The sequence below is a fragment of the Vreelandella sp. V005 genome (assembly GCF_052645115.1).
In genome coordinates, this window is record NZ_JBQXYA010000003.1 from 89033 (window position 1) to 107219 (window position 18187).

The following is an 18187-nucleotide window of genomic DNA, read 5'->3' on the forward strand; positions in this document are numbered from 1 at the left end:
GACAATTCGCTATCTAGCACGAGACAAGGAGAGCATTGATGCACGGCGACCCGGCAGCCCTCAAGGTACTGCAGGAGGTATTTGGCTACGACAGCTTTCGTGGCCCGCAGCAGGCGATCATTGAGCATGTGATCGCCGGTGGTGATGCGCTGGTGCTGATGCCTACCGGTGGAGGCAAGTCGCTGTGTTATCAGATCCCGGCACTGCTGCGCGAAGGCACCGCCATTGTGGTCTCGCCGCTGATCGCGTTGATGCAGGATCAGGTGGCAGCGCTTAAGCAGAACGGGGTTAGGGCGGACTACCTCAACTCCAGCCTCGACTATCACGAGGCAGTCGAGGTAGAAAATCGGCTACGGGCAGGCGAGCTGGACCTTTTATATGTCGCGCCCGAGCGGCTGGCCACGCCGCGTATGCAGATGCTGCTGGAACAGACTCAGATTGCGCTGTTCGCGATAGATGAAGCCCACTGCGTCTCCCAGTGGGGCCACGATTTCCGCCCGGAGTATCGCCAGCTTTCCCACCTGCATCAGCGCTTTCCCCATGTACCCCGCATCGCCCTAACCGCCACCGCCGATGTGCCTACCCGAGGCGATATCATGGAGCATTTGCAGCTCCAGGAGGCGGCGCTTTACAACAGCGGCTTTGACCGCCCCAACATTCGCTACCATATCGCCGAGAATCAGGGTAACGCCAAGGAGCAGCTGCTGCGCTTTATCCGCGAACACCATGACGGCGAGGCGGGTATCGTCTACTGCCTTTCCCGGCGCAAGGTCGAGGAGATCGCTGCCTGGCTGGAACGCCAGGGACTGACGGCACTGCCCTACCACGCGGGGCTTCCCCCCGAACAGCGCCAGCACCACCAGACACGCTTTCTGCGAGAAGATGGCGTAGTGATCGTTGCCACTATCGCTTTCGGCATGGGCATCGACAAGCCCGACGTGCGCTTTGTCGCGCACCTTAATCTGCCTAAAAGTATCGAAGCCTATTACCAGGAGACGGGGCGCGCCGGGCGGGATGGCCTACCCGCCGACGCCTGGATGGCCTATGGGCTTCAGGACGTGATCACGCTGCGCCAGATGCAGCAGGACTCAAGCGCCGCCGACCAGCAAAAGCGCATCGAGCAGCAGAAGCTAGATGCCATGCTGGGACTGTGTGAAATCATCAGTTGTCGCCGGCAGGCGCTTTTACACTACTTTGGCGATCACCTGGACGCCCCTTGCGGCAACTGCGATAACTGCCTGATCCCACCCGAGACCTGGGAGGCCACCGTGGCAGCGCAAAAGGCACTGTCGTGCGTCTACCGCACCGAGCAGCGTTTCGGCGTGACCTACCTGGTGGATGTACTTCTAGGCAAAAGCAACGAGCGTATCAGTCGCTTTGGCCATGATCGCCTCAGCACCTTCGGCATTGGTAAGGAGCTCACCGCGAGAGAATGGAAGGCGCTTTTTCGCCAACTGATTGCCAGCGGCTTTTTAAGCGTGGATATGGAAGGTCACGGCGGCATTAAGCTCACCGCCAATGCCAAGCCGGTGCTGCGCGGCGAGCAGAGCCTGACGCTACGCAAACCCCACAAGACCCAGGCCAACCGGCGAGGCAGCAAAGGCGCCACTTCCCCACAGGGCCACGGCCCGCTGTGGGAAGCCCTACGCCAGCACCGCAAGGAACTGGCCGACACCCAGGGCGTGCCTGCCTATGTGATTTTCCACGACGCCACCCTGGCTGAACTGGTCGAGCAGAAACCCCAGAGCCTAGCGGCACTGGGCGATATCTCTGGCATCGGTGCACGCAAACTGGCGGATTACGGCGAGGCCTTTCTGGCTGTCATTCTGGCGCATCAGGAAACCGAACCAAGCAGCTAAAACCGGCCGGTGGCGTTAGCGACTCACCTGGGTGATTGCAGTCACGCTAATCGGCATCGATCCGCTCATGATCCCAATACGGTTGCTCGCCTATCTTTGCGAACAAATATTCTAAAAAGGCAGCTACTTTTTGTGAGCGCAGGCGATTTTCAGGGTAGATAGCATGAATGCCTTCGCGCGTCGCTTCGCCGAGAGCTTCATAGGTTTCTAGTATGGGCGTTAGGCCGCCAGCGCGCAGCGCATCAAATAGCAGCCAAGTAGGGAACACCACAATACCTTGGCCTTGCAGAGCAGCTTCCACAAGGCTTTCAGCATTATTACTCGAAAGATTGCCTTTGACCGAGTGGCGCTGCGCTAGCAGATCGTTTGGGGCCTTGAAATACCACGGCTGCACGCCCCTCGTTCCCTTATAAACCAGGCAATTATGGTCACTCAACTGGTCTGGATGAAGCGGCGCGCCGTGTCGCGTTAAATACGTGGGAGCCGCACAAGCAACAAAGCGCTGGGTCGCCAACTGCCGGGCCACCAGGCTTGAATCCCCCAGCGATCCCACGCGAATCACAACATCCGCTCCCTCTTGCACCGGGTCGATAAAAGCATCGCTCAACGTTAGCTCTACTTCCACGGCTGGGTTGGCCTGCTGAAAGCTCGCCAATAAAGGCGCTATATGGCGACGCCCAAACGCCACCGGTGCATTAAGACGCAGTAGCCCCTGAGGTTCTCGGGCACCACTGACCACTTGCTCGGTGGCGGCATCCAAACTTTCCAGTACTCGCTTTACTTCCTGAAAGTAGCGCTCACCCGCATCGGTCAGCCTTACCGCCCGGGTGTGGCGGTAGAGCAAACGCTGACCCAGCGAACGTTCCAATCCGGCGATATGCCGCGAGACCGACGAAGCCGGTAGATCGAAATAGCGCGCGGCCTCGGCGAAGCTGCCACTTGCAGCCACTCGCACAAAAAGGCGCAACGCTAACAGGCGAAGCGAGTTGTCCAAAGTGCAATAGTCCTTTGCAGTTTTAACGCATTGTAGCAATAACGCTTTCTCTCTACAGTACGCGCTTCTTTTACTTAGCGGAGCCACCTATGCGTCATGCACTTATTCTGCTCGGCGTACTCATCGCCGGGATGGGGCTGTCGGTCGAAGCTGGTTTGCTTGGCCCTCTTGGTGAGCAGGTCGGGCATTTATCGGCCACGTTGTCGATCTTTATGGTGGGCGCACTGCTGCTCTCGTTAGCACTGGTGTTTTCACCAAAGCGCCACTTAGGCACCCTCTTTAAGCAGCCTCGCTGGCTGCTAACGGGCGGTATCTTAGGCCCGGTCTACGTCATTGTGTTGACACTTGCGACTCCGCTGGTCGGAGTGGGTATGACGATGGTAGGCATATTGTGCGGCCAAGTCGCGGCTAGTGTTGCCATCGACCACTTTGGCTGGCTAGGAAGCGAGCAGCGTAAGGTCGACGGCTACCGTGTTGGCGCCTTAGTGATGATTCTTGCCGCCCTGTGGTTAATGTAACGGTTAACATATTAAGGAGCTAAACCATGCTACTCCCTCTTATCTTTATCTTACTGCTCGTGGGCGGTGCGGTGCTGGCAGCCCAGTCCTCCATCAATGGCCGGTTAGGGGCTAAAACAGGCGTCATCGAAAGCGCTTGGTTGACCTTTATAATGGGTGCTGTACTGACATTTTTACTGATGTTCTTTTTTGAGCCAACCCAACAGGCAACGCTTTTCAGCGTACCAAATTGGCAGTTAACCGGCGCGCTGTTTGGCGTGGTCTATATGCTGGCAATCGTATTTGCCGTACCCCGAGTAGGCACTGCGGCGGCCACGGTGGCCGTTATTTCTGGCCAACTGTTGATGAGTCTGCTGATTGATCATTTCGGCTGGTTGAGCAATGCAGTGCGCCCATTAGATGCTTCGCGCTATGTGGCAATGGCGCTGCTCATCGGTGCTATCGGCTTAATCTACCTAAGCCATCAGCAGCGTCACCGTCGGATGGTGAACCAGGCAAGTTAACCATCCGAATGACGTTGCGCCCCTGCAGTTTGGCTTCATAAAGCGCTCTATCCGCTGTCGATAATAAGTCGGTAGGGGTAAGCTCATCGGTTGGGCAAAGCACGGCCACGCCAACGCTGACGGTAATATAGGCTTGGTGGGAGACACCGGGATTAGGAATGCGCAGGGCCTCTACACTAGAACGAATACGCTCTGCGGCTGAGTTGGCCGACTCCTTCGAGGCATTCACCATTAGCACCACAAACTCTTCGCCGCCAAAGCGCACCACTAAATCGACATCGCGGCTATTAACTTGCATGGCCTTGGCCACCTGCTGTAAGCAGATGTCTCCCTGCGGGTGCCCATAAAAGTCGTTATAAGCTTTAAAATGATCGATATCGATCACCATGAGCCCCATACAAGTCCCTTTATCGGCGGCCTCTTTCCACCGTACGGGTAACACCGTATCTAACTGACGACGATTGGCGAGGTTGGTTAAGGGGTCGGTGATCGATAACTGAGATAGCTTTTGATTATCTATTAAGTAGTAGCCAGCGCGGATTTTCTCTTTTAGCACATGCAAGTAAGAGGTTCGCTCACTGAGCTCGAAACGGTAGTTCGCTACAAGGCTAAAAACCCCCATCGCGATAATCGTAAAGATAGCCAAACGCTTGGCTTCAACGGGCATTGGCTCGTAAGGCAACACAAAGGCCAGAATGATAACGATGCTCGCCGCGGAGGATGCACAGGCATAGCTGAACCGTAGCGAGTAAACAATGTTACCCACCAACAAAATCAATCCAAACGAAAAAACATCTAAATAGGAATAGGGAGCTATCGATTTAGTAAAAATAAGACAAGAAACCACCGTGGCGACGATCACGGTACTCGCCATCATGGTTTCACGCAGCACCGGCGATACACCACGATGCACCCACCACAAGATTGGCAAACCAAAGGGAAGCATTACCCCCATGCGCAGTTGAACGGCGGTAGCAAAGGCCTCAGGACGAAAGCTATAGTCGTTGATTAAAAAGAGGCAATAGATAATCGCTGAAATCACCCCTGCCAACACCATATTACGGCTGCGCTGACGCTGGGTATCTGCTTCGAATCGCGCTTCAACGTCCTCAGCAAAGCGTAATCGGCAATGCGCGCCCTCCAACTCATCCTCGACAGCTTTCAGCAGTGCATCATTGACCATTACGCTCCCTCAGCTGCTTACTCCATTACTGACAACTTTCGCGCACCATTAATCAATACTAAAAAGTCAGCTTTCCCTTTTCCTGTAATGATAGTGTGCCACACTAACGTTTAGTTAAAATCAATATTGCTTTAAATATTAAACGGTAACTCACCAATACATATTTAAAGAAATAGTTACACATGGAGGCAGTGAATGCGGCGCGAGCAGAACCCACGAACCCGCGATTGGACATTTACCATCGGGCACAAAGAGTTAGTGGTGCATCAGCGCTATGAGGTGTTGAGTATCCTCAATGATTTCTTATTGGGCCTTTGGTTCACCTTCGGCAGTATCTGTTTCTTTTACGAGGGCAGTCTGAAGACTTTTGGTGTTTGGTTATTCTTGATTGGTAGTGTGCAACTGCTTCTACGCCCCACTATTCGCTTACATCGCTATATCTATTTCAAGCGCCTGCCGGATACAGATCACGACGCTTAAACGCAAACGGGCCCCTTAGCCACTCTGTTTAGGGAAATACGCTCAACGCAACTGGCTGTCTTTGCTGCCGCGACGGTTATAGCCGCTAAAAGTGGACTGTCCTTTATCCCGCTCTTCCTGACACGCCACGCAGAGGCGCACACCGGGAATAGCCTTGCGACGCGCCTCGGGAATGATATCGCCGCACTCCTCACACATCTCAAGGCTATTCCCTGAGGGCAGTTGGCTACGCGCACGCCGCACCGCATCGTCCAGTGTGCTTTCCATCTGTTCTTGCTCGGCGCCGTCCTTTGCCCATCCACCGGCCATAGCGTGTTACTCCTGTGCTTATTCACAATCGTTTAGCATAGCAGCAATAGCGTCACTCACCGTTACCCCAAAAATCTTACGCCTTTTGCCGCCAGTGGGCTTCTCAACTTATCCGCTAGAGGAACATCGGTGACGACGGCGTCGTAATCACCTAAGTGACCTGCTGCGCAACGTAGCGGCAAATCGAACTTGGTCTTATCCATCACTAACACGCGATAACCGGCATGCGCTAACAGTGCTTCACGGGCCATTACTTCATCGTCGTTATAATCATAAAGCTGGCCATGGCTATCCATGCCCCCTACGGACACAATGCCGATATCGGCACGGTAACGCTGAAAAAAACGCCAAGCATCACCACCAATGACATCCTGATCGCGACGTCGCACCCGGCCACCGGCGACCACCAACTCACATTTCAATTGGCAGAGTTTTATCAGTGCATGCAGATTATTGGTCATGATATGCAGGCCTTGCTTATCACTTAGCGCATCGGCCAACTGCTCAACCGTCGTACCCGTTCCTAAAAAGAGCGCTTGATGGTTCTGCACTAAGCTGGCCGCGCGAGCCGCAATCTGCCGTTTACCTGCCATATTGACGATCTGACGCTGGTCATAACCGATGTTTTCCTGCTCTGGGAATGGCAGCACCTCCCCATGGCGGCGCAGTACTAAGCCCTTCTCGGCCAAATGGCGAATATCCCCACGCAGGGTTTGTACAGAAACCCCGAACTCTCCTGCCAAATTATCTACCATCTGGCGGCCTTGGCTGTGGACTCGTTCCAGCAGCCGTTGTCGACGTTCGAACTGGCGCATCCTCACCTCTCAGCACAACGAAAGCAAAAAGCGTGACAAACGAAAGCCACAAAAGGTTGAACGAAAGCGTACTGTCACTTTGTTGTAAGCAGATGACAGTAGCTTAGGTAGGGTTCACTCATTGGAGGTTTACCCATGTCGAAGCGCCCTCTGTTATCTATCCCGGTATCCGCCCTGACGGCTGCCGTGGCGGTTGCCAGCTTTTCACTGTCGGCTCAGGTCGCCGCAAATGAGACGCTGACGCTCTACACCAGCCAGCCCAATAGCGATGCCCAGCAGACCGTGGACGCCTTTGAAGCGGCTTATCCCGATATTGACGTGGAGTGGGTACGCGACGGTACGACGCGCTTGATGACCCGGCTGCGCTCAGAGCTTTCAGCCGGGGTGAGCAACCCCGATGTGCTGCTGATTGCCGACAGCATGACGATGGAGTCGCTCAAACAAGAAGGCCACCTGCAGGCCTACTTGAGCGATGAGCGTAATGGCTACGACGCCGAGCTGTATGACCCAGAAGGCTACTACTACGGTACCAAGCTGATCACCACCGGGATTGTCTATAACACCGGCGCTGAACATCAGCCGCAAAGCTGGCAAGATCTGCTAGGGCCCGACTATGAAGGCTTGGTCACCATGCCTAGCCCGCTTTACTCCGGCGCGGCACTGATTCATATGGCGGCGATCACTGCCAACCCTGACCTTGGCATGGCGTATTACGAAGCGCTCCATGAAAACCGCACCGAAGCCCAGGGTGGAAACGGCGGCGTGTTTAACGCCGTGGCCGCGGGCACCAAGCCCTACGGCATCGTGGTGGATTTCCTGCCGATTCGTGAAGCTGCCAAAGGCTCGCCGGTCGAATTCGTATTCCCTGAAGAGGGCGTGAGCGCGGTCACCGAGCCGGTCGCCATTATGCAGGGGGCAGAGAACGTCGATGCGGCGCAAAAGTTTGTGGATTTTGTGCTTTCCCAGCAGGGCCAGGAACTGGTCAGCCAGCAGGGCTACCTGCCTGCCCACAACGATGTAGCCCCGCCGGAAGGCTTCCCCGAGCGCGATCGCATTGAGCTGATGCCAGTCGATACCGAGCAGGCATTGGCGCAGGAAGCAGAGCTCAAACAGCGTTTTAGCGATCTGTTCGGCGGTTAACCATGACGCCCGCCATGACCTATGACACCAAGTACGGCAGCCAGCATCGCTGGCTGCTTTCGAGCCTGCTGATCGCCATTGTTCTGCTCAGCCTGGCTCCCAGCCTGCGCCTGCTGATCGAGGCGTTGAGCGATCTTACTCAAGGCAGCCAATCACCGCTGTGGCAGGTGCTCAACAGTGTCAGCACTTGGCGGGCACTCTGGCATAGCGTTTATACCTCCGGGCTTGGCATGCTGATCGCGCTGGTGCTGGGTAGCCTGTTCGCCTTTGCCATCACGCTCACCAATGTGCGCGGAAAAGCGTGGCTGGTGTTCTGCTTTATGCTGCCAATGATGATTCCGCCGCAGGTCACCGCTTTGAGCTGGTTGCAGCTATTCGGCCCGGCCAGCCCGCTACTGAAAAGTATTGGCATGGCGCCGCCACTAGGCAGCCCGCAACCGCTCTACTCCGCTGAAGGCATCGCCTTACTGCTGGGCATCCAGAGCGCCCCGCTGGTGTTTCTGGCTCTGCGCACCAGTCTGCTTTCGCTGCCTCGTGAGCTGATCGAAGCCGCCCGTATCAGCGGCGCCAAACAGACCCAGGTATGGGGGCATATTATTCTGCCCGTGACCCGTAGCGGCTTGATCGCCGGGGGCGCGATGGCGTTTATCTCCAGCCTCGGTAACTTTGGCATCCCCGCCATGCTGGGTATTCCCGCCGGCTATTACGTGTTGCCCACGCTGATCTACCAGCGTATGGCCAACTTCGGCACCGGGGTGCTAGCAGAGATGGCGGCGCTCTCCCTGCTGATTGGATTACTGGCGCTGGCCGGGGTGGCGCTACAACAGCAGTTAATGAATCGCAGCCGTTTCGGGCTGGGTGGCCATAGTGGGCGCTCCCACGATTTCACCCTGGGACGTTGGCGCTCGCTGGTGACCACCACACTGGTCGGAATCTTACTGATTATTCTGGTCGCGCCGCTGCTAGCCCTAATCATCAGCTCGCTGGTGCCTGCCATGGGCGTGCCGTTAAACGCTGAGACCGCCACTCTGAACGCTTACGCGGAAGTAGTGGGTCGCCAAGGCGCCACATGGCGAGCGGTAAACAACAGTCTGTGGCTGGCGGGCAGCGCGGCTGTGGTGTTGATGCTACTGAGCCTGCCACTGGCTTACCGGCTGCAGCGCCTGCCGGAGCGCTGGCGAGGTGTGGTGCTCAGTGCCATTGAGATTCCCTATGCGCTTCCGGGCGTGGTCTTAGCGATTGCCTGCATCCTGCTATTTGTACACCCGCTGCCGATTATCAATGTGGCGCTCTACGGCACCCTGGGGCTGATTTTTATCGCTTACCTGGCGCGCTTTCTGGTGGTCTGCGTCAAGCCTGTCGCGGCCAGCTTGGCGCAGCTGGATCCCTCTCTTGAAGAGGCTGCCCAGTTAGCCGGGGCAGGTCCCTGGCGACGCCTGGGCAGCATTATTTTACCCCTGGTGGCGCCCGCGCTGTTTGCCGGTGGTCTGCTGGTGTTTCTGCTGGCGGTCAACGAACTGACCGTGTCAGCCCTGCTATGGAGCGCGGGTAACGAAACTCTCGGCGTACTGATTTTCAACCTCGACGAAGGCGGCGAAAGCGTGCTGGCCTCTGCGGTGTCAGTGCTGGTGGTCATGATGGTCGCCTCGCTGATGCTGACGCTCAGCTTGCTGGCGCCGCGCTTACCTAAAGGAGTCATTCCATGGCAGAGCTGAACACATCAGGGGCAAACACAGCAGGGCTTACGATTGATCGCGTTACCAAATACTTCGGCGAGCAGACGGCAGTCGATGCGCTGTCGCTGACAATAAACCCCGGCGAGTTTGTCGCCCTGCTCGGGCCCAGCGGCTGTGGCAAAACCACCATGCTGCGCATGCTGGCGGGTTTTGAGACGGTCAATGATGGCAGTATTCAATTAGGCAATCGTACCCTGGCCAGTGCTGATACCCATGTGCCGCCAGAACAGCGCAACATGGCCATGGTGTTCCAGTCTTATGCGCTGTGGCCGCATATGAGCGTAGCGGACAATGTGGGCTACCCGGTCAAACTGCGTGGCCTGCGCGGGGCGGCGTATCACCAAAAGGTGCAGCAGGCCCTTGCCTTGGTGGAGCTCGATGCCTACGCCGATCGTATGCCCCAAGCCCTCAGCGGCGGTCAGCGCCAGCGGGTAGCCCTGGCACGCTGTTTAGTCAGCGACCCGTCAGTGGTACTGCTGGATGAGCCGCTGGCCAACCTTGACCGTCACCTGCGCGCTACCATGGAGCACAGCTTTCGCGATTTTCACCAACGCACCGGCGCCACGCTGGTGTATGTCACCCACGACCAAACCGAAGCCATGGCGCTGGCGGACAAAATCGGGGTGATGAAAGCGGGCAAACTGGTTCAATGGGGCGCTCCGGAGACTCTTTACGGCCAGCCGAGAACCGCCTGGGTAGCGGGTTTTATTGGTCAGGGCAGCCAATTAAAGGTCGCCGCCGGTCACCCTGGGAAGCGCCTTGAGAGCGCAGCCCTGATGCGCGGACTGAACGCCATCGAGTCCGAGCGAACCCAAAGCGTACTGGTGCGCCCGGAGCATATTCAGATCGATTCCTCTCCGACTACCTCAAGTCAACTTATCACTCAGGTAGAAAGCGTGATTTTCCGCGGCGAACGCTATGAGCTCAGCCTGCGCCTGCCCAGTGGGGAAACACTGCTGGCCTACCACCACAGCGCGCCTGATTTGGGTAGCCAGGTTGCCGTTAGCCTTCAGCAGGGCTGGTGTCTGGAGCCCGGCCAATGAGCGCCACTATCGAGATTCTCAGTGGTTTAGGCGACAAAGGCTCGGCGGCGATAGTCGTTGAAGCGCAGGGTAAACGGCTGCTGTTGGACGCAGGCGGCGCGCTGCACCCAGGCGACACCATCACCTGGGCGAACGATCTGGACGTGGACGCCGTACTAATAACCCACGACCATATTGATCATATCGGTGGCGTGGCCGAGCTAGCGGAGAGTGTGCCCCTTTACTGCACACCGCTCGTCGCCAAGGCCTTGCCTCATAACCGCGCCTGGCACCCCCTCCCCGAACGCGGCACGCTAGAGGTGGAGGGCATTACCATCACCACCGGTCAAGCGGGGCACTCGCTAGGCGGTGTATGGCTGCATTTAGCGGTCGAGGGCGGTATTTTCTATAGTGGCGATGCCTGCTTTGAGTCGCGACTCTTTCCCTTTGATACGCCGCCACCGGCACGCGTTGCGATGCTAGACGCTTCCTACGGCAGCTACGATCTATCTCAAGCAAATTGCGTTCAAGTGATCGCTGAATACCTTGACCAACCGCTGGCATTTCCGGTGCCCGAAACCGGTCGTGGCCTTGAAATGGCCCTCTGGTTAGTGGAAGAGGCTGACCGGCGCCAGTTAACACTCGCTATCGACCCAGTGATTCGCGATAACCTAGCCGCGCTATTGGCCCTGCCTGCCACCTTGCGCAGGCAGGGGTACGACGACGCCATTCGCTCGCTTTTAGCGCGGAAAAACGTTGACCAGCCAACGCTGTGGCTGATTCGTGATCTCAACGATACGCCGGAACATTGGCCCGATCACCACCTGCTCCATACCGGTTACCTCACCCCTGAACGCTGCAACGAACTAGCGGCAGGTGACATAAGCTGGCAACGCTGGAATGTCCACCTGCGCGCATCGCACCTGGTGGCCCTCGCCAACCAACTGGGCGCCGTTCAAGTGGTGCCGCTATTTACCCCGTTGAGCGATAACGAACTAACCGCGTGGCGTAGGCTGCTGAGCGATCGTCTCTGTACTGATCAGCGTTTCTCTGCTCAAGCCTGCCCAGCCACCTCTTCTTCTTTAGGGAGTTTTGTATGACCGCAGTGATTGTCGATGTCGATGGCACGCTCGCCGAGTTCCACCCTCATCAGGTCAGCGATTGGGTACTGGGTAGCCAGAAGCAGTGGGAGCCCTTCTTTGCCCACATGGCCGAAGCACCGGTGATAGAAGCAGTCGCCAAGCTGGTTAAAATACTCAAGGCTCAGGGACAGCAGATCATTATCTGCAGCGGTCGCCCAGATAGCCATCGGGTGCATACCCAGCGCTGGTTGGAGCGTCACACGATTCCTTTTGACGCCATGTACCTGCGCCCAGAAGGTGACGATCATGTGGATGATGAAGCGGTAAAAGAGGCCCTATTGGCGCGTATGCGCAACGACGGTTTCGCGCCCTGGCTGGTGCTGGATGACCGCGATGCCGTGGTCGCCCAGTGGCGCGCGCTCGGGCTTACCTGTTTACAGTGCGCGCCCGGGGATTTTTAAGCGCTCGCCAGCCTTGCGCGACGTTGCCACACTAGCACCACCAAAGGCACCAGCGCGACGGGAATCAACAGCAAGTTAAGTGTCGCCCAGCCCAAGCCGCTAACCAAGGGGCCAGCGAGCAACGCCGTCGTCGCGGCGGTGCCAAACACTAAAAACTCGTTGGCAGCCTGAGTACGCGCTTTATCCACCGGACGGTAGCTCTCGGTGAGCAGCCCGGTGGCGGGCAAAAAGGTAAAGTTCCAGCCCAAGCCCAGCAAAATCAGCGCCACGTTAAAGCCAGCGATCCCCACACCCAACTGAGCAACCAAGGCGCTTGCCACCAGCAGCAGGCAGCCTGCCACAATGACCTGTTTAGCCCCGAAACGGCTGGCTAAATGGCCCGTAAAGAACGAGGGTAAAAACATCGCCACCACATGCCACTGAATGGTCATGGAAACGTGGTTAAAGGAGTGCCCAGCTCCCGCCATGGCGAGCGGCGTGGCGGTCATGGCCAGATTCATCACGCCGTAACCAACCATCGCCGCGCTTACTGCGAGAAGAAACGCGGGTTGGCGAACAATCTTACCCAGTGGCAGTGCGGTGCCTTCACCATGGGTGCGCGAAGCGGGCGGCAGTTGCGTCAGCATCAGCACCACCAGCGCCAGAGCGTAGAGCGCTGCCAAGCCCACAAAGCTGCCCAGAAACGCCACCTCGCCCAGCTCACGGCTCACCCTGGCCAACCACGGCCCGGCAAACGCGGCCAGCACACCTCCCCCCATTACCAAGCCAATCGCCCGATCACGCATCGGCGCAGGAGCAGCCTCCACCGCAGCAAAGCGATAGAGCTGACCAAAGCCAATGCCGATTCCGATTAGCCAGGTCGCCAGTAAGAACAATCCGAACCGCTCGCCAACCAGCGCCTGCACGGCAACCATTGCGCCGATCAGACCAACGAGATTGCCCAGCATGAAACCACGCTTACGGCCCAGTTTGGCCATCATCAACGAAGCAGGAATGGTCGCGCACATCAATCCAAGCCATTGGGTGGCGACCGGCGCAGTCGACCAAGACGCGCTGGGGGCTAACGAAGCACCAATCAGTGGCGAGACGGCGATCAACAAGACATTACCAGTCACCAGCAGCGCTTGGCAGATCGATAGGAGGGTGACGGTTAAAGGCATGATGAACTCTCCTGAAGTGAATCGGTGTGGGAAGACGTAAAGCGTTGGCGATAAACCGAAGGAGAGATGCCGTAGTAGCGCTGAAACTGACGGCGTAGTTGCTCTGCGCCGCCCAGCCGCCAGCGCTGTGCGAGCCGTTCAAGGGAGACCGGCTCGCGTTTGCTGAGCAGTGCCAAGCGTGCTTGTTCCAGGCGAAGTTGAGTCAGGTAAGCGGCAGGAGTGGTGTTTAAGTAGCGTCTAAAGAGCCGGGTTAAATGGCGTGGGGAGACGGCCATTAGCTCGGCCATGCTCTCAAGCCCATGATCTACGCTGGGGTCGGCGTGGAGTTGATCCAGTAAGCGACGCAGCGGCCCTGCCGTCTGCTGGCGGCGCAGTATCTCACTGAACTGGGATTGTCCGCTTGGCCGCTGCAAAAACACGACGAGTTCACGGGCCACTCGCCCGGCCAGCCCGGCACCATGATCCGCTTCCACGAGCGAAAGCGCTAAATCAATTCCGGCCGTTACACCAGCGCTGGTGTAACGGCCGTTGCTTTCGATATGGAGCGCATCAGGCTCGACTAATAGCGCGGGATACTCATCGGCTAGTTGCTCCGCATGACGCCAATGGGTGGTGACGCGACATCCATCTAGCAATCCTGCAGCTGCCAGCAAAAACGCGCCGGAGCAAATCGACCCCAGCCGTCTCACCGCTGGGGCGATCTCGCAAAGGACCTGCTTCACCGCAGCTATATCTCGTTGCTGAATAACGCCGCTACCGCCCGCCACCAGCAATGTATCCAGAGGCAGTAGTTGGGGAAGCTGATGATAGGAATGGGTAGCGTGAACAGCAAGACCGCCATTAGTAGCTACCGGCCCAGCGGTATCGGCTATCAGGGTGAGCTGATAGAGCGGCTGGGAGCTTAACGCATTGGCGCTGGCAAACACTTGCCAAGGGCCGCTGACGTCCAGCACTTGGCAATCGGGGTAGGCAAATAGCGCAACATGGCGGGTCACTGTCTCTCTCCGTAAAGGGATTATCAAAGCATTAGAGAGAGTGTCAGTGCTGCGCCCCAGGTCGGCAAGGACCATTACCCCACCGATTCGGACATGAGACTACGTCAACCATCAGCGGGCCAAGATCAGCCCGTCCTCTCTAGCGGCCCCTCCATCCTTCTCACGCTGGAAACGAAGTCGCTAAAGCGCTCGCCCTGGATCAACACATGGTCACTCAGTGCCCGCTGAGCCGCCACCGGGTCGCCCTGCTCGATCGCCTCGACGATAGCCTGATGCTCACTGAGCGAATTATTGACCCGTTGCCGCACCTGCAACTGTAGGCGGCGGTAGGGCTTTAAGCGCTGCTTGAGTTGACGCGCTTCGCTGGCCAGAAAGGCGTTGTGACTAGCGGTGTAGATACAGTCGTGAAAGCCTTCGTTTTCGTAGTAATACTCGTCGCTGTCGCCGGCCAGGGCAGCGGCTTCACAGCGCTGGTGCGCTTCACGCAACGCAGCGAGTTCCTGCTCGTTGATCCGACGCGCCGCTAAGCGACCGCACATGCCTTCAAGCTCGGCCATGACCTCGAACATTTCGATTAACTGATCGATACCCACTTTGGCCACGAAAGTGCCTTTTTTAGGCGAAACAGTGACCAAGCCGCTGGCCACCAATTGCTGAAATGCTTCACGCACGGGCGTCCGCGAAACCTGGAACTCACGACCTAACGCCTCGGGGTCCAAGCGTTCTCCAGGCACACGGCGGCCATTAATGATGTCATCTTCAAGCGAATCTCTTAATCGCTGAGCGTTGGAACGCTTGCTGCCCGTCATGTTTTACCTCCGTGGATCGCGACTCACCTTAGCCGTGTTAATGCTGTCATACAGTTGACATTAGCATACGTAACGCCTATTGATATATATATCAGCTCGACTGATAGATACATATAGTCAATCCAAACACACAACAACAAATGTTGGAGACGCCACATGCAACGCTATTTGATCTCAACTGCTGCCGCTCTCGGTCTCGCCATTGCGGCTTCCCACGCTTCTGCCGATACCGTGCTTCGCGCGTCGCATCAATTCCCTGGTGGCCAGGGGGATGTTCGCGATGAAATGGTGCAAATGATGGCCCGCGAAGTCGCCGATGCAAATGTAGGGCTGACCATAGAAGTTTACCCGGGCCAATCCCTGTTCAAAGCGCGTGAACAGTGGGGCGCTATCGCTCGTGGTCGCCTTGATATCACCTCTCTACCGCTGGACTACGCTAGCGGTCGGCATCCGGAATTTTCGGCTACGCTGATGCCGGGCTTAGTGCGTAATCAGGCCCATGCTCAACGCCTAAATGACTCTGAATATATGGACATGATTAAAGAAGTCATTCGCGAAGGCGGCGCTCGAGTACTTGCAGATGCTTGGTTATCCGGAGGCTTTGCATCTAGCGAACAGTGCGTTACCTCCCCAAATACCGTCGAGGGCCAAAATTTCCGCGCTGCCGGACCTGCGTTTGAAGAAATGCTTGAGGCCGCTGGTGCCTCGATTGCCTCCATGCCCTCTTCCGAGGTGTATACCGCCATGCAAACCGGTGTGCTGGATGCCGCGAATACATCGTCGATGTCATTTATCTCTTACCGGCTTTATGAACAGGTTGAATGTTTGACCGAGCCGGGTGATTTCGCGCTCTGGTATATGTACGAACCCATTCTTATTTCTGAGCAGGTATGGCAGAAGCTTAACGAGGAACAGCAAGCAGCGTTGATGGAAGCCGGTGAAGCCGCCGAAGCATTCTTCGCTGAAGAAGCTACCGCCATTGATCAAGAGATGGTCGACCTCTACGAAGAGAATGGTGTGGAGGTGGTCAGTATGAGCGAAGACGACTACAACGCCTGGCTCGATATCGCCAAGGAAACCTCCTACAAAAACTTTGCCAATAATGTTCCCAATGGCCAAGCCATTATCGATGCAGCGCTGGCCGTCGAGTAAGCAACCCATGAATGCCTAACGGCTCGGCTGCCCTTCGGGGTGGCCGTTTTCAACTGATGCTTGCCTTAGCCTGGTGAAATAACCAGCTTGACGAGGGACATATGGCACCTGCAACGACTCACAATGCCCTTCCGCGTGGGGGCATCATCGGCGGCTACATTCGCGTTATGGATAAGCTCTCGCGGCTTTCCGCCTATTTAGCCTGCGCCATGTTTATCGCTGGCGTATTAGCGATTTGCCAGATGGTATTTATTCGCTACTTACTCGGAATGAGCACCAGTTGGCAGACCGAATTCACCATCTTCTCAGTCACCGGCGCCATGCTGATGGGCAGCCCCTACGTCTTGATGACCGGCGGCCATGTCGCCATCACCATTGTTCCCGATGCGCTGGGCGGTATTACGCGCACCATCATGCGTTTGATCGCTTCCCTGTTTGGATTAGGTTTCTGTGCTGTCCTAGCGTATGCCAGCTGGATCTATGTATTTGAGGCGCTACACGGCGAATGGACCACCGGCTCGGTGTGGAACCCGCCCCTGTGGCCCGCCCTGCTGCCCATGGCCGTCGGCGCTACCCTTCTGTCGCTGCAGTATGTGGCTGAAATTTTACGTGGGGAGGGGTGAGCATGGATCCCATTACCTTAGGCATTATTGTTGCCATTGCACTGATTGCGCTGATGGCTATCGGCACCCCTATCGCGTTTGCGCTGGGCGGCGTATCGCTACTCGCACTGCTCTATGACCGCGGTCTCTCTGAGCTCACCTACTTCGGTGAAACGTTTTTTGACCGCATCGCGGAGTTTGGCTTTGTCGCCATTCCGATGTTCATCCTGATGGGCGCGGCGGTGGCCTCCTCCCCCACCGGACGTGACCTTTACCGTTCGTTGGACCTGTGGATGGGCAAGCTGCCCGGCGGCCTGGCGGTTTCCAATATCGGCGCCTGCTCTATTTTTGCGGCCCTATCGGGCTCTTCTCCGGCCACCTGTGCGGCGATCGGCAAAATGGGCATTCCTGAAATGCGCAAGCGCGGTTACCCAGATGGCGTTGCCGCAGGTTGTATCGCCGCTGGGGGCACCTTAGGCATTCTGATTCCGCCGTCGGTCACCATGATCATCTATGGCATTTCCACCGAAACCTCCATCGGTCGGCTATTCATTGCCGGGGTGGTGCCGGGCTTTATGCTCGCGGGTCTGTTTATGATCTGGACCATGATTGCTTGTAAAATGGCCGGTGGTTACAACAACCCGGTAGCAGAGTCCGTGGAACGGCTTAAAAACAATGTTAAGCAGAATGTCGATACCAACTTAAAAGCTTTGGTGCGCGTGCTGCCCTTCTTGGGCGTGGTCGCGGGTATTCTTTTTGCGCTGTACGGCGGGGTCGCGACTCCTTCAGAAGCAGCGGGCGTGGGGGCATTTCTCTGCCTAGCGTTGGCCATTCTCATCTACCGCATGTGGCAGCTAGGCCCGATCAAACTGATCATGCGCGACTCACTGCGCGAAAGCGTGATGATCATGCTGGTGATCGCCACCGCCGAAGTGTTCGCCTATGCGCTCTCGTCCATGTTTATCACCCAAACCGTGGCGGCCGCGATTGCTGACCTGGAAATTAACCGCTGGGCACTGATGGGGGTGATTAACCTCTTCCTTCTTGTCGCTGGTTTCTTTCTGCCGCCCGTGGCGGTGATCGTCATGACCGCACCGATACTGCTGCCCATTATCCTGGCGGCCAACTTCGACCCTTATTGGTTTGCCGTCATTTTGACCATCAACCTGGAGATCGGCCTGATCACGCCGCCAGTGGGGCTCAACCTGTTCATTATTAAAGGCATCGCGCCGGATATCTCGCTGCGCGACATTCTGATGGGAAGCTTGCCCTACGCACTCTGCATGGTGCTGGGTATCTTGCTGCTGTGTCTTTTCCCAGGCATCGCGCTTTGGCTTCCCAACTTGATCATGGGGTAAGGAGTTCGA

At 57.0% G+C, this 18187-nt stretch carries 19 protein-coding genes; 12 read left to right on the forward strand and 7 right to left on the reverse strand.

Annotation, left to right across the window (positions count from 1 at the left end):
- The first annotated feature begins 38 nt into the window (after window positions 1-38).
- On the forward strand, window positions 39-1859 hold the full coding sequence (recQ, locus tag ACUN8H_RS09000) for a DNA helicase RecQ (protein ID WP_445531803.1): 1821 nt from the start codon (window positions 39-41) through the stop codon (window positions 1857-1859).
- Between the two features lie 46 nt (window positions 1860-1905).
- Here recQ and ACUN8H_RS09005 read toward each other — a convergent pair whose 3' ends face one another.
- Window positions 1906-2853, reverse strand: coding sequence for a LysR family transcriptional regulator (locus tag ACUN8H_RS09005; RefSeq protein WP_445531804.1), 948 nt, complete (start codon window positions 2851-2853; stop codon window positions 1906-1908).
- An 89-nt stretch (window positions 2854-2942) separates the two neighbouring features.
- Here ACUN8H_RS09005 and ACUN8H_RS09010 point away from each other — a divergent pair, with 89 nt between their 5' ends.
- Window positions 2943-3371 carry a DMT family transporter gene (locus ACUN8H_RS09010; protein WP_445531805.1) on the forward strand — a complete coding sequence of 143 codons (429 nt, stop codon included), beginning with the start codon at window positions 2943-2945 and terminating at the stop codon, window positions 3369-3371.
- A 26-nt stretch (window positions 3372-3397) separates the two neighbouring features.
- Window positions 3398-3874, forward strand: coding sequence for a DMT family transporter (locus tag ACUN8H_RS09015; protein WP_445531806.1), 477 nt, complete (start codon window positions 3398-3400; stop codon window positions 3872-3874).
- Here ACUN8H_RS09015 and ACUN8H_RS09020 read toward each other — a convergent pair.
- Window positions 3810-5057: a diguanylate cyclase domain-containing protein gene (locus tag ACUN8H_RS09020; protein ID WP_445531807.1), complete on the reverse strand. Its 1248-nt coding sequence runs from the start codon at window positions 5055-5057 to the stop codon at window positions 3810-3812. The two genes, ACUN8H_RS09015 and ACUN8H_RS09020, sit on opposite strands and share 65 nt — an antisense overlap.
- A 195-nt stretch (window positions 5058-5252) precedes the next feature.
- Here ACUN8H_RS09020 and ACUN8H_RS09025 point away from each other — a divergent pair, with 195 nt between their 5' ends.
- Window positions 5253-5537, forward strand: coding sequence for a YrhK family protein (locus ACUN8H_RS09025; RefSeq protein ID WP_445531808.1), 285 nt, complete (start codon window positions 5253-5255; stop codon window positions 5535-5537).
- Between the two features lie 42 nt (window positions 5538-5579).
- Here ACUN8H_RS09025 and ACUN8H_RS09030 read toward each other — a convergent pair whose 3' ends face one another.
- Window positions 5580-5846 carry a DksA/TraR family C4-type zinc finger protein gene (locus tag ACUN8H_RS09030; protein ID WP_445531809.1) on the reverse strand — a complete coding sequence of 89 codons (267 nt, stop codon included), beginning with the start codon at window positions 5844-5846 and terminating at the stop codon, window positions 5580-5582.
- Between the two features lie 62 nt (window positions 5847-5908).
- Window positions 5909-6661 (reverse strand): DeoR/GlpR family DNA-binding transcription regulator, encoded by a 753-nt coding sequence (locus ACUN8H_RS09035; RefSeq protein WP_445531810.1) that lies wholly within the window; start codon window positions 6659-6661, stop codon window positions 5909-5911.
- 135 nt (window positions 6662-6796) lie between these two features.
- On the opposite strand from ACUN8H_RS09035, the gene ACUN8H_RS09040 reads away from it, so the two are divergent.
- The 5 genes from ACUN8H_RS09040 to ACUN8H_RS09060 are packed head-to-tail and all read left to right on the forward strand — an operon-like array spanning window position 6797 to window position 12102.
- Window positions 6797-7801, forward strand: a complete 1005-nt coding sequence (locus tag ACUN8H_RS09040; protein WP_445531811.1) for an ABC transporter substrate-binding protein — start codon at window positions 6797-6799, stop codon at window positions 7799-7801.
- Between the two features lie 2 nt (window positions 7802-7803).
- Entirely contained in the window at window positions 7804-9516 is a 1713-nt protein-coding gene (locus tag ACUN8H_RS09045; protein WP_445531812.1) for an ABC transporter permease, read from the forward strand.
- On the forward strand, window positions 9504-10580 hold the full coding sequence (locus tag ACUN8H_RS09050) for an ABC transporter ATP-binding protein (protein WP_445531813.1): 1077 nt from the start codon (window positions 9504-9506) through the stop codon (window positions 10578-10580). The genes ACUN8H_RS09045 and ACUN8H_RS09050 overlap by 13 nt, the downstream gene beginning before the upstream one ends.
- Window positions 10577-11659: an MBL fold metallo-hydrolase gene (locus ACUN8H_RS09055; RefSeq protein ID WP_445531814.1), complete on the forward strand. Its 1083-nt coding sequence runs from the start codon at window positions 10577-10579 to the stop codon at window positions 11657-11659. Before ACUN8H_RS09050 ends, ACUN8H_RS09055 begins: the two co-directional genes overlap by 4 nt.
- Window positions 11656-12102 (forward strand): phosphatase domain-containing protein, encoded by a 447-nt coding sequence (locus ACUN8H_RS09060; RefSeq protein ID WP_445531815.1) that lies wholly within the window; start codon window positions 11656-11658, stop codon window positions 12100-12102. The genes ACUN8H_RS09055 and ACUN8H_RS09060 overlap by 4 nt, the downstream gene beginning before the upstream one ends.
- On the opposite strand, the gene ACUN8H_RS09065 is transcribed toward ACUN8H_RS09060, so the two are convergent.
- From ACUN8H_RS09065 to ACUN8H_RS09075, 3 genes are all read right to left on the reverse strand, one after another.
- Complete coding sequence (locus ACUN8H_RS09065; protein ID WP_445531816.1) at window positions 12099-13262, reverse strand: MFS transporter; 1164 nt, start codon at window positions 13260-13262, stop codon at window positions 12099-12101. The two genes, ACUN8H_RS09060 and ACUN8H_RS09065, sit on opposite strands and share 4 nt — an antisense overlap.
- Window positions 13253-14257: a GlxA family transcriptional regulator gene (locus tag ACUN8H_RS09070; protein ID WP_445531817.1), complete on the reverse strand. Its 1005-nt coding sequence runs from the start codon at window positions 14255-14257 to the stop codon at window positions 13253-13255. Before ACUN8H_RS09070 ends, ACUN8H_RS09065 begins: the two co-directional genes overlap by 10 nt.
- A 125-nt stretch (window positions 14258-14382) precedes the next feature.
- Complete coding sequence (locus ACUN8H_RS09075; RefSeq protein WP_445531818.1) at window positions 14383-15066, reverse strand: GntR family transcriptional regulator; 684 nt, start codon at window positions 15064-15066, stop codon at window positions 14383-14385.
- A gap of 156 nt (window positions 15067-15222) precedes the next feature.
- Between ACUN8H_RS09075 and dctP the strand changes: the two genes are divergently transcribed.
- From dctP to ACUN8H_RS09090, 3 genes are all read left to right on the forward strand, one after another.
- A complete protein-coding gene (gene dctP / locus ACUN8H_RS09080) occupies window positions 15223-16218 on the forward strand; it encodes a TRAP transporter substrate-binding protein DctP (RefSeq protein WP_445531819.1) in 996 nt (331 codons plus the stop codon).
- A gap of 101 nt (window positions 16219-16319) precedes the next feature.
- Window positions 16320-16841, forward strand: a complete 522-nt coding sequence (locus tag ACUN8H_RS09085) for a TRAP transporter small permease subunit (RefSeq protein WP_445531820.1) — start codon at window positions 16320-16322, stop codon at window positions 16839-16841.
- A gap of 2 nt (window positions 16842-16843) precedes the next feature.
- Entirely contained in the window at window positions 16844-18178 is a 1335-nt protein-coding gene (locus tag ACUN8H_RS09090) for a TRAP transporter large permease (protein ID WP_445531821.1), read from the forward strand.
- The last annotated feature ends 9 nt before the right edge of the window (window positions 18179-18187 follow it).

Coding starts and splice junctions, on each gene's coding strand:
- ACUN8H_RS09085 (WP_445531820.1), top strand. CDS start 16,320: ATGGCACCTGCAACGACTCACAATGCCCTTCCGCGTGGGGGCATCATC.
- ACUN8H_RS09030 (WP_445531809.1), bottom strand. CDS start 5,846: ATGGCCGGTGGATGGGCAAAGGACGGCGCCGAGCAAGAACAGATGGAA.
- recQ (WP_445531803.1), top strand. CDS start 39: ATGCACGGCGACCCGGCAGCCCTCAAGGTACTGCAGGAGGTATTTGGC.
- ACUN8H_RS09050 (WP_445531813.1), top strand. CDS start 9,504: ATGGCAGAGCTGAACACATCAGGGGCAAACACAGCAGGGCTTACGATT.
- ACUN8H_RS09035 (WP_445531810.1), bottom strand. CDS start 6,661: ATGCGCCAGTTCGAACGTCGACAACGGCTGCTGGAACGAGTCCACAGC.
- ACUN8H_RS09045 (WP_445531812.1), top strand. CDS start 7,804: ATGACGCCCGCCATGACCTATGACACCAAGTACGGCAGCCAGCATCGC.
- ACUN8H_RS09075 (WP_445531818.1), bottom strand. CDS start 15,066: ATGACGGGCAGCAAGCGTTCCAACGCTCAGCGATTAAGAGATTCGCTT.
- ACUN8H_RS09090 (WP_445531821.1), top strand. CDS start 16,844: ATGGATCCCATTACCTTAGGCATTATTGTTGCCATTGCACTGATTGCG.
- ACUN8H_RS09065 (WP_445531816.1), bottom strand. CDS start 13,262: ATGCCTTTAACCGTCACCCTCCTATCGATCTGCCAAGCGCTGCTGGTG.
- dctP (WP_445531819.1), top strand. CDS start 15,223: ATGCAACGCTATTTGATCTCAACTGCTGCCGCTCTCGGTCTCGCCATT.
- ACUN8H_RS09025 (WP_445531808.1), top strand. CDS start 5,253: ATGCGGCGCGAGCAGAACCCACGAACCCGCGATTGGACATTTACCATC.
- ACUN8H_RS09015 (WP_445531806.1), top strand. CDS start 3,398: ATGCTACTCCCTCTTATCTTTATCTTACTGCTCGTGGGCGGTGCGGTG.
- ACUN8H_RS09060 (WP_445531815.1), top strand. CDS start 11,656: ATGACCGCAGTGATTGTCGATGTCGATGGCACGCTCGCCGAGTTCCAC.
- ACUN8H_RS09055 (WP_445531814.1), top strand. CDS start 10,577: ATGAGCGCCACTATCGAGATTCTCAGTGGTTTAGGCGACAAAGGCTCG.
- ACUN8H_RS09040 (WP_445531811.1), top strand. CDS start 6,797: ATGTCGAAGCGCCCTCTGTTATCTATCCCGGTATCCGCCCTGACGGCT.
- ACUN8H_RS09010 (WP_445531805.1), top strand. CDS start 2,943: ATGCGTCATGCACTTATTCTGCTCGGCGTACTCATCGCCGGGATGGGG.
- ACUN8H_RS09020 (WP_445531807.1), bottom strand. CDS start 5,057: ATGGTCAATGATGCACTGCTGAAAGCTGTCGAGGATGAGTTGGAGGGC.